Origin of the sequence: Kosakonia sp., assembly GCF_032052965.1 — a bacterium.
Taxonomy (GTDB): domain Bacteria; phylum Pseudomonadota; class Gammaproteobacteria; order Enterobacterales; family Enterobacteriaceae; genus Kosakonia.
This window is the reverse complement of sequence record NZ_DAMBVN010000001.1, coordinates 41344-57881: the sequence shown is the minus strand read 5'-3', so window position 1 is coordinate 57881 and position 16538 is coordinate 41344. Positions and strand designations below refer to the sequence as shown.

Annotated in this window: 16 protein-coding genes; 3 read left to right on the top strand and 13 right to left on the bottom strand. The window is 54.0% G+C overall.

Annotated elements, in window-relative coordinates; genetic code table 11:
- Positions 1–2: 2 nt before the first annotated feature.
- The 12 genes from holB to yceD all read right to left on the bottom strand — a co-directional run bounded on the left by holB (position 3) and on the right by yceD (position 9840).
- Positions 3–1007, bottom strand: coding sequence for a DNA polymerase III subunit delta' (gene holB / locus RTX30_RS00310; RefSeq protein ID WP_312685687.1), 1005 nt, complete (start codon positions 1005–1007; stop codon positions 3–5).
- The gene (gene tmk, locus RTX30_RS00305; RefSeq protein ID WP_312685685.1) at positions 1004–1645 is read right to left on the bottom strand and encodes a dTMP kinase; all 642 of its coding nucleotides are present in this window, start codon (positions 1643–1645) and stop codon (positions 1004–1006) included. Before tmk ends, holB begins: the two co-directional genes overlap by 4 nt.
- A complete protein-coding gene (gene yceG / locus RTX30_RS00300) occupies positions 1635–2657 on the bottom strand; it encodes a cell division protein YceG (protein ID WP_312685683.1) in 1023 nt (340 codons plus the stop codon). The genes tmk and yceG overlap by 11 nt, the downstream gene beginning before the upstream one ends.
- Positions 2654–3469, bottom strand: coding sequence for an aminodeoxychorismate lyase (pabC, locus tag RTX30_RS00295; RefSeq protein WP_312685681.1), 816 nt, complete (start codon positions 3467–3469; stop codon positions 2654–2656). Before pabC ends, yceG begins: the two co-directional genes overlap by 4 nt.
- A 114-nt stretch (positions 3470–3583) precedes the next feature.
- Positions 3584–4825, bottom strand: coding sequence for a beta-ketoacyl-ACP synthase II (fabF, locus tag RTX30_RS00290; protein ID WP_312685679.1), 1242 nt, complete (start codon positions 4823–4825; stop codon positions 3584–3586).
- A 91-nt stretch (positions 4826–4916) separates the two neighbouring features.
- On the bottom strand, positions 4917–5153 hold the full coding sequence (acpP, locus tag RTX30_RS00285; protein ID WP_000103754.1) for an acyl carrier protein: 237 nt from the start codon (positions 5151–5153) through the stop codon (positions 4917–4919).
- 154 nt (positions 5154–5307) lie between these two features.
- Complete coding sequence (gene fabG, locus RTX30_RS00280; RefSeq protein WP_312685677.1) at positions 5308–6042, bottom strand: 3-oxoacyl-ACP reductase FabG; 735 nt, start codon at positions 6040–6042, stop codon at positions 5308–5310.
- Between the two features lie 12 nt (positions 6043–6054).
- Positions 6055–6984 (bottom strand): ACP S-malonyltransferase, encoded by a 930-nt coding sequence (gene fabD / locus RTX30_RS00275; protein WP_312685675.1) that lies wholly within the window; start codon positions 6982–6984, stop codon positions 6055–6057.
- 16 nt (positions 6985–7000) lie between these two features.
- A complete protein-coding gene (locus RTX30_RS00270; RefSeq protein WP_312685673.1) occupies positions 7001–7954 on the bottom strand; it encodes a beta-ketoacyl-ACP synthase III in 954 nt (317 codons plus the stop codon).
- A gap of 6 nt (positions 7955–7960) precedes the next feature.
- Positions 7961–9049 (bottom strand): phosphate acyltransferase PlsX, encoded by a 1089-nt coding sequence (plsX, locus tag RTX30_RS00265; RefSeq protein WP_312685671.1) that lies wholly within the window; start codon positions 9047–9049, stop codon positions 7961–7963.
- Positions 9050–9128: 79 nt separating this feature from the next.
- Positions 9129–9302, bottom strand: a complete 174-nt coding sequence (gene rpmF, locus RTX30_RS00260; RefSeq protein WP_013366685.1) for a 50S ribosomal protein L32 — start codon at positions 9300–9302, stop codon at positions 9129–9131.
- A 16-nt stretch (positions 9303–9318) separates the two neighbouring features.
- The gene (gene yceD, locus RTX30_RS00255; RefSeq protein WP_312685667.1) at positions 9319–9840 is read right to left on the bottom strand and encodes a 23S rRNA accumulation protein YceD; all 522 of its coding nucleotides are present in this window, start codon (positions 9838–9840) and stop codon (positions 9319–9321) included.
- A gap of 141 nt (positions 9841–9981) precedes the next feature.
- On the opposite strand from yceD, the gene RTX30_RS00250 reads away from it, so the two are divergent.
- Both RTX30_RS00250 and RTX30_RS00245 read left to right on the top strand, forming a co-directional pair.
- Positions 9982–10566 (top strand): nucleoside triphosphate pyrophosphatase, encoded by a 585-nt coding sequence (locus tag RTX30_RS00250; protein ID WP_312685665.1) that lies wholly within the window; start codon positions 9982–9984, stop codon positions 10564–10566.
- Between the two features lie 85 nt (positions 10567–10651).
- Positions 10652–11803, top strand: coding sequence for an alpha/beta fold hydrolase (locus RTX30_RS00245; protein WP_312685663.1), 1152 nt, complete (start codon positions 10652–10654; stop codon positions 11801–11803).
- A gap of 40 nt (positions 11804–11843) precedes the next feature.
- On the opposite strand, the gene rluC is transcribed toward RTX30_RS00245, so the two are convergent.
- Positions 11844–12797: a 23S rRNA pseudouridine(955/2504/2580) synthase RluC gene (rluC, locus tag RTX30_RS00240; protein ID WP_312685661.1), complete on the bottom strand. Its 954-nt coding sequence runs from the start codon at positions 12795–12797 to the stop codon at positions 11844–11846.
- A 572-nt stretch (positions 12798–13369) separates the two neighbouring features.
- Here rluC and rne point away from each other — a divergent pair.
- Entirely contained in the window at positions 13370–16519 is a 3150-nt protein-coding gene (gene rne, locus RTX30_RS00235; protein ID WP_312685659.1) for a ribonuclease E, read from the top strand.
- Positions 16520–16538 lie beyond the last annotated feature (19 nt).

Genomic DNA, 16538 nt, shown 5'->3' with positions numbered 1-16538 from the left:
TCTTAAAGATGGGATACAGGAAGCGCAGTACCGGGTTGCAGGTAGCGTTCCAGATTTAACAGCAGATCGGTCAACAGCAACTCGCGGTTCACACCCACGACGCTGAGAAGTTGTTCACGGCAGATAAATGCCGAATGCAGCAATGCATGCAAGGTTTCACTTCGTAACTGACGAGCAAGATCATGAACCAGGCCGGCACAATCCACATTACTCAGTAAGGTCGCGCCTTGTTGAACTTTTAGCGCATCCAGCCACAACGAAGCCAGCCACTGCAAACGTTCGGCAACCCGCTCATGATTGAGCACGGGCAACATCGCCAGCCAGTCACCGCTTTGCAGCGCCGTCTCCGTGGCCTGGCACAGTTGCTTGCGCTGCGCCCACTGTTCTTCCTGTAACAGCATTTCCGCCGCCCCCGGCGAACCTGCGCTCAGACGTAGCGCAGTCAGGATGGCATCAGGGGATGCTGACACTTCACGCCCCAGCCAGGCACTCGCATAATTCTCGGCCGGTGGTGCCAGATGGTGCAGGCGGCAGCGGCTGCGTAGCGTGGCGAGCAGACGGGCCGGTTCCCGACAGGCAAGGAAAAACCAGGTCTGCGCTGGCGGCTCTTCCAGAGTCTTAAGCAGCGCATTGGCCGCCGCATCGGTCAGCACGGCGGCGTCCTGGATCCAGACTACTTTTGCGCCGCCAAGACGGGCATGTTCATACAATTTTTCACTGACGTCCCGCACGGCATCAATGCCGAGCGTGGTTTTGCCTTTCTCCGGTGCCAACGGGTAATAGTCCGGGTGCGTCCCCGCCTGCATAAGCTGGCAACCGCGGCAGTGGCCGCAGCTTTTGTGCGCCTGCGGCGTCTGGCACAGCAGAAAGCGGCTGATGGCATAGATCAGCGCATCTTCGCCCATTCCCGGCAAGGCATGAATCAGTAACGCGTGGTGCCCACGCCCGGCCTGATAACTGGCGACCAGTTGCTCAAAGTCCGGTCGCAGCCACGGATACCATTTCATGCGCCCTGCTCCTGCACCCACGCGGTCACGGTCTGGCGAATATCGCGGATAACCGCCTCCAATGGCTGCGTCGCATCGACGGTGCGGATCGTTTTATCCTGCGCTGCCAGCTCGAGATAGCGGGCCCGTGTGCGATTAAAGAAATCCAGCGATTCCTGTTCAATGCGATCCAGGTCGCCGCGTGCGCGTGCGCGCTTCAGCCCCACTTCCGGGGTTACATCCAGATAGAGGGTCAAATCCGGGCGAAAGTCCCCGAGGACCGCATCGCGCAGGGTCGCCAGCATCGACTGATCGATACCCCGTCCCCCACCCTGATACGCCTGGGTAGAGAGATCGTGCCGATCGCCAATCACCCATTTGCCCTCTGCCAGCGCAGGTTTAATGACGGTTTCGACTAGCTGTACGCGGGCAGCGTAGAACATCAGGACTTCGGCTTTATCGCAAATAACTTCGTCGCCAACGGAACGAATATCCAGCACCAGACTGCGCAGCTTCTCTGCAAGCAGCGTTCCACCCGGCTCACGCGTGAAGACCATTTCGCCGACATCCAGCGTTTTTAACGTTTCGACGATGACATCACGCGCGGTGGTTTTACCCGCGCCTTCCAGTCCTTCAATGACGATGTATTTACTGCCCATTTTTTTCCTTAAGTACTTTCAGGTATTCCTGCACTGACCGGTTATGGCTGGCGAGATTGGTATTAAAAGTGTGGCCGCCTTTACCATCCGCCACAAAATAGAGATACGGCGTCTTTGCCGGATGCGCTGCTGCTTTCAGCGAGGCTTCGCCCGGCGTCGCAATCGGCCCCGGCGGCATGCCGCTTATCACATAGGTGTTGTAGTCTGTAGGCGCTTCGAGATCCGCGCGCGACAGCTTACCATTATAACGCGCGCCCATCCCGTAGATCACCGTTGGATCGGTCTGCAGCTTCATGCCAACGCGCAAACGGTTAATAAACACCGAGGCCACTTTATCGCGTTCACTGGCCACGGCAGTCTCTTTTTCGATGATGGAGGCCATGGTCACCAGTTGATTCTGGTCTTTATAGGGCAGCCCCTCCATACGCCCTTCCCAGGTTTGCTCAACCACACGCACCATCTTTTGATGTGCGCGTTTCAGTAACGCCACATCGGTCGTGTTCGCGGTGTACATCCAGGTGTCGGGCCAGAACCAACCTTCAACCCACTCCGGATGCTCTAACTTCAGGGCCTGTGCCACGGTGGCATAATCGTCATCTTTCAGCGTATGTTTGATCCACGGCGCCTCACGCAGTTGTTTCAGGTAATCGCTCAGGCGCATGCCTTCTACCAGCCGCAGTGGGAATTGTGCCTCTTTACCGCTTTCAAGCAATTGCAGCATTTCACGTACCGTCATTCCCGGCGTAAAGCGATAGGTACCGGCTTTAAAATGGGAGAGGTCCGGTTCCAGCCGTAACAGCCATTGAAACACGCGCGGGCGATTAATCACCTTTTCGTTATATAACTGTTCGCCCAGCGCCAGACGGCCAGTGCCGGCCTGCAGGGCAAAAATGGTCTCTTCTTTTATGAGGATCTTACTGTCCGCCAGTTGGCGAACTTTCCACATACCTGCGCCCGCAGCGATAACCAATAACGCCAGCAGGAGGATAACGAAACGTAACATTTTCTTCATGACTGATTTATCTGCTCACAAAGGGGGGCTAAAAAGTGGAACAAATCACGCGCTGCCCAGTGGCAATCTTCCCACTGACATACCGGGATCACCGGCATCAACGCGTTACAAATAAGGACTTCATCTGCGTTTGTTAAGGCATCATGATACGCATTCACTTCGACAACGTTAAAATCGGAAGATGCCAGTTGCCGTATGCAATATTGCCGCATAATGCCATTCACACCGGCCTGATCGAGTCGTGGGGTAAACACATCGCCTCCGCAGCGCCAGAAAAGATTGGCCGCGCTGCACTCAGTCAACCAGCCATCGCTATCCAGCACCAGAGCTTCCTCTGCCCCGGTCTTTTCGAGGTTCGCACGAATTAAAACCTGTTCAAGGCGATTAAGATGTTTGATGCCGGCAAGCAGGGGGTTCCGCCCAAGACGCACCGGGCTGAGCGCGAGCGTAATGCCTTTCTGCCGCCAGTGCGCATAATGCGCGGGGCGCGGAGAATGAGACAAGATACGCGTCGGTGCCGTGCAGTTCGCTGCACTGTAACCCCGGCCGCCTGAGCCACGGCTAATGATGACTTTTACTACACCATCGGCATGTGCCGCCGCCAGCGTTTTCATCTCCTGCTCCAGTAAAGACATGTCAGTAAAGGAAATCAGCAGGCGTTCGCATGCCTGCTGTAAGCGCTGGAGATGTGCAGACAAAAATTGGATCTGCCCGTCAATTATCCGTGCCGTGGTAAAGCAACCGTCACCAAATTGTGTTGCCCGGTCAGTGGCGGGAAGCGTGTGCTGCCAGGTGCCATTAATCAAGAACATAGAGGATCCTTATTGCTGTGACGGGACAGTTTGGCAGGATGGACAGTGCAGAACAAGCGGAGAAAACCGAATAGAAAAGGCCCGACAGGCGGGCCTTTACGCAGGCTGAAATAATCAGACTTTTTTGAAGATCAGTGAACCATTGGTACCACCAAAGCCGAAGGAGTTACACAGGGTGTACTCCATACCGCTGACCTGGCGAGCTTCGTGCGGCACGAAGTCGAGATCGCAACCTTCATCCGGGTTATCCAGGTTGATGGTTGGCGGTACAGCCTGATCGCGCAGCGCCAGGATCGAGTAGATAGATTCTACTGCACCTGCTGCACCTAACAGGTGGCCGGTCATAGATTTGGTGGAGCTAACCAGCACGCGGCTCGCTGCTTCACCAAATACGGATTTCACAGCCTGAGCTTCTGCTTTGTCGCCCGCAGGCGTTGAAGTGCCGTGTGCGTTGACATAACCAATCTGACCCGGCTCAATGCCTGCATCACGCAGTGCGTTGACCATCGCCAGGGCGGCGCCAGCGCCGTTTTCCGGAGGAGACGTCATGTGGTAAGCGTCGCTGCTCATGCCAAAACCCACGATCTCAGCATAAATCTTCGCGCCGCGTTTTTTCGCGTGCTCGTACTCTTCAAGCATAATGATGCCGGCGCCATCGCCAAGCACAAAGCCGTCACGGTCTTTGTCCCACGGGCGACTTGCTGCCTGCGGATTGTCATTACGGTTGGAGAGTGCGCGCGCTGCGCCGAAACCACCAACGCCCAGCGGAGTACTGGCTTTCTCTGCACCGCCTGCCAGCATTGCGTCTGCATCGCCGTAAGCGATGATGCGCGCGGCATGGCCGATGTTGTGCACGCCTGACGTACAAGCCGTTGCGATTGAAATACTTGGACCACGCAGACCAAACATAATCGTCAGATGGCCTGCAACCATGTTCACGATCGTGGAAGGCACGAAGAACGGGCTGATTTTACGCGGACCGCCGTTGACAAGGGAACTGTGGTTTTCTTCAATCAGACCGAGACCACCAATGCCGGAGCCAATCGCGGCGCCAATGCGGGTTGCGTTCTCTTCGGTGACCTCGAAACCCGAATCCAGCATGGCCTGTACGCCAGCCACAATTCCATATTGAATGAAATCATCCATCTTGCGCTGTTCTTTACGCGAGATGATGTCTTCACAGTTAAAATCCTTTACTAAGCCAGCAAATTTCGTTGCATAGGCGCTAGTATCGAAATGGTCGATCAGGCTGATGCCACTCTGACCGGCAAGGAGAGCTTTCCAGGTAGACTCTACGGTATTGCCGACAGGAGACAACATGCCCAGTCCGGTCACAACTACACGACGCTTAGACACGTTTGTCCTCCAGGGAGGGATAAATAAAGAGATTCGTGGGATTAAATTAGATAAAACTCAGGCGGTCGAGTGACCGCCTGGAGATGTTCACTTACGCCTGGTGACCGTTGATGTAATCAATGGCTGCCTGAACGGTGGTGATCTTCTCAGCTTCTTCGTCCGGAATCTCAGTATCAAACTCTTCTTCCAGAGCCATTACCAGCTCAACGGTGTCAAGAGAATCAGCGCCCAGGTCTTCAACGAAGGAAGCATTGTTGGTAACTTCTTCCTGCTTAACGCCCAGCTGTTCGCCGATAATTTTCTTAACGCGTTCTTCGATAGTGCTCATACTCTTAAATTTCCTATCAAAACTCGCTTTCGCGATGGTTTTCGTAGTGTATAAAATGTTGAAAAATTTGCAACTAAATCCCGGCAGTTCTTACCACGATTTTACGCTATTTTGAGGCCTTTCGCCCTAATAACGCAAATATATTTCATCGTGGTTAAACCATATACATTCCGCCGTTAACGTGCAGGGTCTCACCAGTGATGTACCCCGCCTCGTCAGAGGCTAAAAATGCAACCGCACTGGCGATTTCCTGAGCGCCGCCAAGACGACCCGCAGGAACCTGCGCCAGAATACCCGCACGCTGATCATCAGACAGCGCACGCGTCATGTCCGTTTCAATAAAACCCGGAGCAACAACGTTCACCGTAATACCGCGGGACGCAACTTCACGCGCCAGCGATTTACTGAAACCGATCAAACCCGCTTTCGCCGCAGCGTAGTTGGCCTGACCAGCATTTCCCATGGTACCAACCACAGAACCGATAGTGATAATACGCCCATGACGCTTTTTCATCATAGCCCGCATTACCGCTTTTGACAGACGGAAAACAGATGAAAGATTGGTATTGAGGATATCGTTCCACTCATCATCTTTCATGCGCATCAACAGGTTGTCACGAGTGATACCGGCATTATTAACCAGAATATCGACCTCGCCAAACTCAGCGCGAATATTTTCCAGAACGGATTCGATAGATGCAGCATCGGTCACATTCAACAGCAAACCTTTACCATTAGCACCCAAATAATCGCTGATCGCCTGAGCACCATTTTCACTGGTGGCAGTGCCGATAACTTTCGCGCCGCGCGCAACCAGGGTCTCTGCAATAGCGCGGCCAATACCGCGGCTTGCACCGGTGACCAGCGCGACTTTTCCTTCAAAACTCATAGGCTTCCTCTTTTATTGCGCAAGTGCCTCTGACATCGCGGTCGGCTCATTGAGCGCAGACGCTGTCAGGGTGTCAACAATACGTTTTGTCAGGCCAGTGAGGACTTTACCTGGACCCACTTCATACAGGTGTTCAACACCCTGTGCTGCCATAAATTCGACGCTCTTCGTCCACTGCACCGGGCTATAAAGCTGGCGAACCAGGGCATCGCGAATCGCTTCAGGCGTTGTCTCGCACTTCACATCCACATTATTGACAACCGGGATCTGCGGCGCGTTAAAAGTAATTGTGCCCAGCTCAGCAGCCAGCTTATCTGCCGCTGGTTTCATCAGCGCACAGTGAGACGGCACACTGACTGGCAGCGGCAGCGCGCGTTTAGCTCCTGCCGCTTTACAAGCGGCGCCTGCACGTTCAACGGCATCTTTATGACCCGCAATCACAACCTGGCCCGGAGAATTGTAGTTCACCGGAGAAACAACCTGCCCTTCGGCAGACTCTTCGCAGGCTTTGGCGATTGAGGCATCATCAAGCCCGATGATTGCAGACATCGCACCCGTACCTTCCGGCACAGCTTCTTGCATAAATTTACCGCGCAGTTCAACCAGGCGCACAGCGTCAGCGAAAGCGATAACACCCGCGCATACTAATGCAGAATATTCGCCAAGGCTGTGACCCGCCATTAGCGCAGGGGTTTTGCCACCCTGCTGCTGCCATACACGCCACAGCGCGACGGAGGCGGTCAGCAGTGCCGGTTGGGTCTGCCAGGTTTTGTTCAGTTCTTCTGCTGGGCCTTGCTGCACCAGCGCCCAGAGATCATAGCCCAGCGCCGCGGAGGCTTCAGCAAAAGTCTCGGTAATAACCGGGTAAGTCGCCGCCATATCAGCCAGCATACCAACGGTTTGAGAGCCCTGCCCGGGGAACACAAATGCGAATTGCGTCATGTTTTTATCCTTGTACTCAGAAACGAACCAGCGCGGAGCCCCAGGTAAACCCGCCGCCGAATGCTTCAAGCAGAACAAGCTGGCCCGGTTTGATACGCCCATCACGGACGGCTTCATCAAGTGCGCTGGGAACGGAAGCCGCAGACGTATTGCCGTGGCGATCCAACGTCACCACCACATTGTCCATCGACATACCGAGTTTTTTCGCCGTTGCGCTAATGATACGCAAGTTAGCCTGGTGCGGCACCAGCCAGTCCAGCTCACTGCGTTCAAGATTATTGGCCGCTAATGTTTCATCAACAATACGCGCCAGTTCGGTAACGGCGACTTTAAAGACTTCATTACCTGCCATTGTCAGATAAGTTGAATTATCCGGCGTCACGCGATCGAGGTTCGGCAGCGTCAGCAACTCACCATAGCTGCCATCGGCATGCAGGTGCGTTGAAATAATACCCGGCTCATCAGAAGCGCTCAGCACCACAGCCCCAGCACCGTCGCCGAACAGAATAATGGTCCCGCGATCTTCTGGATCCAGCGTGCGGGCCAGAACGTCGGAACCAATTACCAGCGCATTTTTCACTGCACCCGACTTGACGTATTGATCGGCAATACTCAGCGCATAGGTAAAACCGGCGCAGGCCGCGGCGACATCAAATGCCGGGCAGCCTTTAATCTCCAGCATATTCTGAATCTGGCAAGCCGCACTCGGAAAGGCATGTGTCGCAGAGGTTGTCGCCACAATGATTAAGCCAATCTGATCTTTATCGATGCCGGCCATTTCCAGCGCGCGTTGCGCAGCCGCATAGCCCATGGTCGAAACAGTTTCGTTTGCAGCGGCGATGCGACGCTCACGGATCCCTGTACGGCTGACAATCCATTCGTCAGAGGTTTCCACCATTTTTTCTAAATCGGCGTTTGTTCGAACCTGCTCGGGCAGAAAGCTGCCGGTACCAATAATCTTCGTATACATGTACGCTCAGTCACTCTTGGGTAATATACGCGCGCTCTGGTGTTCACCTTCTTGCTCTGGCGAAACAGCGCGTGCGTACACAGATTCCAGGCGAGCGGCTATTCGTTGTGGAACCTGCCGCTGCACCGCCTGCACTGCCTGTTCAATCGCTACGCTAAAAGCGCGCTGATTGGCTGCACCATGACTCTTAATCACCGTGCCGCGCAATCCTAACAGACAGGCACCATTATACTGGTCGGGGTTGAGGTGACTGAATCGCCTTGTCAGGCTTTTTTGTAACCAACGCTTTAATAAAATCAGCCACCACGACCTTTTTTGCCCCTCGCCCTGCGATTTCAGCAGCGAAAGGAACATCCTGACAACCCCTTCCATTGTTTTTAATGTGACATTTCCTGTAAAGCCATCACAAACCAGCACATCCGTTTTACCGGTCAGTAATTCGTTCGCTTCCAGGTAACCAATGTAGTTCATTGCAGGAAGCGATTTTAATAATGCCGCTGCATCGCGGATACTGTCATGGCCTTTGGTTTCTTCTTCACCAATATTGAGTAGAGCCACACGCGGATTTGCAATGCCAAGGATCTCTTCCGCCATAACTGCGCCCATCACTGCAAATTGCGCCAGCATCGTGCTATCGCAATCCACATTAGCGCCTAAATCCAGCACGACGGTTTTGCCCTTTTGCTGGTGTGGCAGCACCGTCACCAACGCCGGGCGCTCAATCCCTTCAATTGGTTTGAGCAACATTTTCGCCAGTCCCATCAGCGCACCGGTATTACCTGCGCTGACGCAAGCCTGTGCACGCCCTTCTTTTACCAGCTCAAGCGCAATGCGCATTGAACTACCGCGACTATTACGGATCGCCTGTGCGGCGCGCACATCACTGGCAATAACTGACTGTGCAGGAACAATAAGCAAGCGCGAGCGTTGCTCAAAATCAGCTTTGGTAAGTAATGGCGTGATAGCGTCGGGATCGCCGACTAAAAGAAGGTTGAGTTGCGAATTAGAGTTCAGTGCCTGCAAAGCTGCAGGCACTGTCACGGCCGGGCCTGAATCGCCCCCCATGACATCTAACGCCAGGGTTAGACGTGTCAAGGTATCGTCGCAGCCTGGTTCGGTTTATCCCCGCTTACGCGGGGAAATCCTCACTAAGCTTAATCACGCTTGCGCGTGATTACTTAGCGATGACCTTACGGCCACGGTAGAAACCGTCGGCGGTAATGTGGTGACGCAGGTGGGTTTCACCAGAAGTTTTGTCTACAGACAGGCTGGTGACTGCGGTCAGCGCGTCATGGGAACGACGCATGCCACGTTTGGAACGGGTTGGTTTATTCTGTTGTACGGCCATGGACCTTACTCCTCAATTACTTACGCTTTAAGCTGGCTAATACGGCAAATGGGTTTGGTTTTTGCGCTTCATCAGGCAATTCGCCAAAGACCATGTCCGCCTCGGACACTTCACAGTGTTCAGAATCATGCACCGGAACTACCGGCAAGGAGAGGATGATTTCATCCTCGACCAGCGCCAGCAGATCGATTTCGCCGAATTCGTTAACCTCAATCGGCTCATACGCTTCCGGCAGTGCTTCAGCCTGTTCGTCAGAACGTACAGGACTAAAACAATACGTTGTGTGAACATGATGGGTGAACGGTTTCCCGCAGCGCTGGCACTCGAGCGATACCGTGACCGTTGCTTCGCCGGTTAAGACCGCGAGACGCTGGTTATCGATAGCGAACGACATGGAGCACTCCACATCACTGTCCACGCTGACCACAGACTCGGCGACGCGCTCGGCCTGTTCGGGAGTATAGATACCCTCGTAATCAAGGCGTTTTTGAGCCGTACGAACCGGATCAAGAGTCAGGGGTAATTTTACCTTTTGCATAGGGCGCGCATATTAACTTTGTAACGTCATAGAGTCAAAGAAAAAGGCAGCCTACGGTTGCCTTTTGCCAATAATTCGCACACATTGCGGCCTACAGTTTAAAATGCCTGTCCTTGTTAAGCCATATTTGGTGAAAAAAATATGTCTACTATTATTCTTGCCTCTACTTCTCCTTATCGTCGCGCCCTGTTGGAAAAGCTGGGGGTAACGTTTGAATGCGCAGCGCCAAATACCGATGAAACCCCTCAACCGGGTGAGTCTCCGCGACACCTCGTGCTTCGCCTGGCGCAGGATAAAGCCCAGTCGCTGGCGCAGGCTTACCCCCATCATCTTATTATTGGTTCTGACCAGGTGTGCGTGCTGGACGGTGAGATCACCGGCAAGCCCCATAGCGAAGAAAATGCCCGCCAGCAACTCATGAAAGCCAGCGGTAATATTGTTACTTTTTATACCGGCCTTGCGCTTTTTAATTCCGCCACTGGTCATTTACAAACCGAATGTGAGCCTTTCGATGTGCATTTCCGGCATTTAAGTGAACAGGAAATTGACGATTATGTTCGCAAAGAGCGCCCCTTAAACTGCGCGGGAAGCTTCAAAAGCGAAGGTCTCGGTATTGCCTTGTTTGAGCGCCTGGAAGGGCGGGATCCCAATACACTGGTTGGGTTACCGCTTATTGCCCTGTGCCAGATGCTTCGTCGCGAGCAGTGTAATCCTCTATTAAGTTAATGCCTTAGCGATCACAGATTCTTTTTTAAACAGCCAGTACATTCACCTCAATTATTAAAACAGTGTTTTAATTTAAGGAAAGGTGATGAAAAGTACCCGACAAGTGACATTGATGCTGACGCTGTTGGCTTCTTTCTGCGCGAGCGCGCAAGATTCCTGGCAAACGCAAGGAGTGGTGGAAGGTAATCTTCCTGCAAGCTGGCAGGCCTTAAAAGCGCAAATGCGCTACCCGGACTCCTGGTTATCCGGGAACTTTCACAACTTCTCGCAGTGGCAAAAACAGAGCCGCCAGCATTTTCGCTCTGCCCTGCTTACGCCAGACGCCACTAAACCCTTTGCCCCACAATCGATAACCAAAGAGGATCGTGGCACTTATTTTGCCGAAAAACTGGCGCTTAACATTACGGATGATAACCGTGTATCGGCACTGCTGCTGATGCCTAAATCACCCGGCCCACATCCTGCTATCGTGCTGTTACACGATCACGGTTCAAAATTTGACATCGGCAAAGAGAAGCTGGTTCGCCCCTGGGGTGACAACGAAAAACTGGCCAGTGCTCAGGCGTGGGCAGACAAATTTTTTAGCGGTAAGTTTATTGGCGATGAACTGGCCAGCCGTGGCTACGCTGTGATCGCAATCGACAGCCCAGGCTGGGGCGATCGTGGGCCGATGGTGTACGAACAACAGCAAGCGCTGGCAAGTAATTACTTTAATCTTGGCCGCTCACTGGCCGGCGAAGTGGCTTATGAAGATATGCGCACGGTGGATTTCATTGCCGCCCATGCGGGCGTGGACAAACAGCGTATCGGCGTCGTGGGATTCTCTATGGGGGGATTTCGCGCCTGGCAACTGGCAGCGTTAAGCGACAAAGTCGCGGCGACGGCCGTGATTTCCTGGTTTGGTACTTATAACGGCCTGATGCAACCCGGTAACAATGTGCTAAGAGGCCAGTCCGCTTTTTACATGGTGCATCCCGGCATGCCTGCCAGAATGGATATTCCCGATCTTGCCAGTATCGCCGCGCCGAAACCCATGCTGATTTTCAGCGGTGGCAAAGACAAACTTTTCCCGCCGGAAGCGGTACAGGAGGCGTTTGATAAAGTGCATAAGGTCTGGTCATCGCAACATGCCGACGACAAACTGCTCACTAAAAGCTGGCCAGCGCTGGGCCATGTTTTTTATCAGGAACAACAGGATGAGGTCTTTCCCTGGCTGGATAAATGGCTGAAGCCTTAAGGAGAGAGCCTTTCCCCTCCCATAATGGGAGGGGAAAAGGTTATTTGGCGTTGCGCAGCACTTGCAGGCAATGTTTCAGCGCATTATCAAGCGGGGCTTCAATGCGCAGTGTCTCGCCAGTATGCGGATGGGTGAACTTAAGCGCAGCCGCATGCAGGAACAGGCGCGAAAGCCCCGTGGACGCCAGTTGTTTGTCGAACTCGCGATCGCCATAGCGATCGTCAAACGCAATCGGGTGGCCGGCATGTTGTGTATGAACACGAATCTGGTGCGTGCGACCGGTGACCGGGCTGCAACGAACCAGCGTAGAGAATTCATAACGTTCTTCCACTTTAAAGCGGGTTTCGGAAGGTTTGCCTTCGCTGTTCACGCGCACAATGCGCTCACCGCTTTGCAGAATATTTTTTAGCAGAGGCGCCTGTACAACCTTCACGTGGGACTGCCACTGGCCACGCACCAGTGCCAGATAATCTTTCTGCATATCTTTGCCGCGCAGTTGCTCATGCAGCGAACGCAGCGCAGAACGTTTTTTTGCCACCAGCAACACGCCGGAGGTATCGCGATCGAGACGATGAACCAGTTCAAGGAAACGCGCTTCCGGGCGTAACGCGCGTAAGCCTTCGATCACGCCAAAGCTCAAACCGCTGCCGCCATGGACCGCCGTACCTGAAGGTTTATTCAGTACCAGAATATGGTCGTCTTCATAAAGAATGACGTCGGTTAACTGGGCGACTTTTTGCAGATGTGGCGATACCGCTTCTTCTTCTCTTTCCGCAACGCGCACAGGTGGAATACGGACTTCATCGCCGGCTTCCAGCTTATATTCCGGTTTAATTCGTTTTTTGTTCACCCGTACTTCGCCTTTACGCAAAATACGGTAGATCATGCTTTTCGGCACGCCTTTCAGCTGGGTGCGCAAAAAGTTATCGATGCGTTGCCCTGCTTCGTCAGCAGAAATAGCAACAAATTTTACGGATGGTGTCTCAGTTTTCATGGGAGGCGATTCTAAATAGGCTGCATGATTAGCGCCACTCATTTTTATATGCTTATATTTACTTCTGAGCCTGGCTTGCCGCTTTTTGCACAGTTGATTCGACGGTTATTAAACCGATCTCGGGTCAAAGGTGAAAAAACTGTGAGTAACCGGGTGATAAATGGTAAAAGTCAGCTTGCTATAACAGGGTTCGCAAGGAATAATGTTGCCGTTTTCCGTGTTGAATTTTGCTAAAACAAGTAAATGAGCGGAATGACCAGTTTTGCCTGTCCGATCATACACGCAGCAATGGCGTAAGACGTATTGAACTTTCAGGCAGTTAGCGGGCTGCGGGTTGCAGTCCTTACCGGTAGATGGAATCTTCTCTGGAGAGTTTTTCCCAGGCTGTTCCCCTGATAATTGCGCTGTTTTTTCCACAGGAAATACAGGCAGCCGACACACTGCGCCTCTTAAGCGACCGACAACCGTGAGGTTGGCGACGTGAATAGTCACGAGGCCATCGGTTCTCCCCCGGAAAGGCGTCATCTTGCCCGCAGCTTAGTCGTCAATGTAAGAATAATGAGTAAGTTACGATGAAAAGAATGTTAATCAACGCAACTCAGCAGGAAGAGTTGCGCGTCGCCCTTGTTGATGGGCAGCGCCTGTACGACCTGGATATCGAAAGCCCGGGCCACGAACAGAAAAAAGCGAACATCTACAAAGGTAAAATCACCCGTATCGAACCGAGCCTTGAAGCCGCATTTGTTGATTACGGCGCTGAACGTCACGGTTTCCTCCCCCTCAAAGAAATCGCCCGCGAATACTTCCCTGCCAATTACAACGCGCACGGCCGCCCGAACATCAAGGATGTGCTGCGTGAAGGTCAGGAAGTGATTGTCCAAATTGATAAAGAAGAACGTGGCAACAAAGGTGCCGCGCTGACGACTTTTATCAGCCTCGCAGGCAGTTACCTGGTATTGATGCCAAATAATCCGCGCGCGGGCGGCATCTCTCGTCGCATCGAAGGCGACGACCGCACCGAGTTAAAAGAAGCCCTGTCCAGCCTGGAACTTCCGGACGGGATGGGACTGATCGTGCGCACCGCCGGCGTGGGTAAATCCGCCGAAGCGTTGCAATGGGATTTAAGCTTCCGCCTGAAACACTGGGAAGCGATCCAAAAAGCGGCCGACAGCCGTCCTGCACCTTTCCTGATCCATCAGGAAAGCAACGTTATTGTGCGTGCGTTCCGCGATTACCTGCGTCAGGATATTGGCGAAATTCTGATTGATAATCCTAAAGTGCTTGAGCTGGCCCGCCAGCATATCTCTGCGCTGGGTCGTCCAGATTTCAGCAGCAAAATCAAACTGTACACCGGTGAAATTCCGCTGTTCAGCCACTACCAAATCGAGTCGCAGATTGAATCTGCCTTCCAGCGTGAAGTGCGCCTGCCGTCCGGCGGCTCTATCGTCATTGACTCTACCGAAGCGCTGACCGCCATCGATATCAACTCCGCCCGTGCAACCCGTGGTGGCGACATTGAAGAAACGGCGTTCAACACCAACCTTGAAGCAGCGGATGAAATCGCCCGTCAGTTGCGCCTTCGCGACCTTGGCGGCCTGATTGTTATCGACTTTATCGATATGACCCCGGTACGCCATCAGCGCGCGGTTGAAAATCGTCTACGCGAAGCGGTGCGCCAGGATCGTGCGCGTATCCAGATTAGCCATATTTCCCGCTTCGGCCTGCTCGAAATGTCGCGCCAGCGTCTGAGTCCGTCGCTTGGCGAGTCCAGCCATCACGTGTGCCCGCGCTGTAGCGGTACCGGTACTATCCGTGATAACGAATCGCTCTCTCTCTCTATCCTGCGTTTGATCGAAGAAGAAGCGCTGAAAGAGAACACGCAGGAAGTCCACGCGATTGTTCCGGTACAGGTCGCTTCTTACCTGTTGAACGAAAAACGCGCCGCCGTTAGCGCCATCGAAGCTCGTCAGGGCGGTGTTCGCTGTGTGATCGTCCCGAACGATCAGATGGAAACCCCGCACTACTCCGTGCTGCGTGTCCGTAAAGGCGAAGAGACGCCAACCCTGAGCTATTTGCTGCCGAAACTGCATGAAGAAGCGATGGCCCTGCCATCCGAAGAAGACGTTGCCGAACGTAAACGTCCGGAGCAGCCCGCTCTCGCCACCTTCGTGATGCCGGATGTCCCACCGGTTCCGCAAGCTCCGGCAACGGCCCCCGCAGCAAAAGCCCAGCCAGAAGTCGCCGCGACTGCCCCTGCTGCACCGGGTCTGGTAAGCCGTTTCTTCTCTGCACTGAAAGGCCTGTTTGCCGGTGAAGCAACGCCTGCTCCGGTTGAAGTGAAAGAAGAAGAGAAGAAAGCTGAAAGACAAGATCGTCAGCAAGACCGTCGGAAATCACGCCAGGGCAACCGTCGCGATCGTAATGAGCGCCGTGATAGCCGCAGTGAAGGCAACGAAGCGCGCGAAGGCCGTGAAAACCGCGAGGGTCGCGAAGAGAATCGCCGCAACCGTCGTGAAAAACCACAGCAGAATGCGGAAACCCGTGAAATTCGTCAGCCGGTAGCGGCAGAAGAGTCCGATAAAGCTAAAACCCGTGACGATCAGCAGCCGCGTCGCGAGCGCACTCGCCGCCGCAATGACGATAAACGTCAGGCACAGCAGGAAGTGAAGGAACTGAACCGTGAAGAGCAGCCTGCTCAGGAAACGGAACAGGAAGAGCGTGTACAGGTTATGCCACGCCGTAAGCAGCGCCAATTGAGCCAGAAAGTTCGTATCGGTGAAGCGCCTGCAGAGCAGGTCGAAGAAACCGCAGTACCGGAAGCATCAGCGCCGCGCACAGAAGTGGCGAAGGTTGATCTGCCTGCCGTTGTGGATAATGCCCCTCAGCAGGAGCAGGATGATAACGGTGAAGCACGCGACAACACCATGCCGCGTCGCTCACGTCGTTCTCCGCGTCACTTGCGTGTGAGCGGCCAGCGTCGTCGTCGCTATCGTGATGAGCGTTATCCGCTGCAGTCTGCCATGCCGCTGACCGTGGCCTGTGCTTCACCAGAAATGGCGTCAGGTAAAGTGTGGATTACCTATCCGGTTGTGCGCCCACAGGACAAGCAACAGGTTCAGGATAGCGACATCGAGCAAAACGCCGTTGCCAGTCAGGATGTTGCGCCAGCCATTGCCGAAGCACAATTGCTTGCCAGCCAGCCGGCAGAAGTCATTGAAGCCCCTGCAGAGGCCGCTGACGCTGCCGAACCGGTAGTAGTTGAACCGCACACTCCGGTTGCTGCGCCAGAACCGGTTGCTGTTGAAACCACGCATCCGGAAGTGATTGAAGCGTCTGTTGATCAACAGCCGCAACTGATCGCGGAAGAAGATCGCACCGTTGCGGAAAACGCGAAAGACGTGGCTGAAGAAGTCCAGCCAGCCGCGGAGCCCGAGGCAGTTATTGCACCGGTAACGGCAGGTGAAAACTCAGCCGTACAAGAAACTCAGGAAGAAGAAGCGCAGGAAAATGTTTCCACGCAGGTTAGCGCCGAACCGATGGCTCGTAAAATCGCCACCGCGCCAATGACCAAAGCACCAGCACCTGCCTATGTACCGGAAGCACCGCGTCATAGCGACTGGGTTCGCCCGGACTTCTCCTTCAGCGGTAAAGGCGCTGCGGGCGGCCATAGCGCCACTCACGCCGCAACTGCACCGGCGACAAAACCACACCCTGTAGAGTGATCTGACCGAGTGTAAAAGC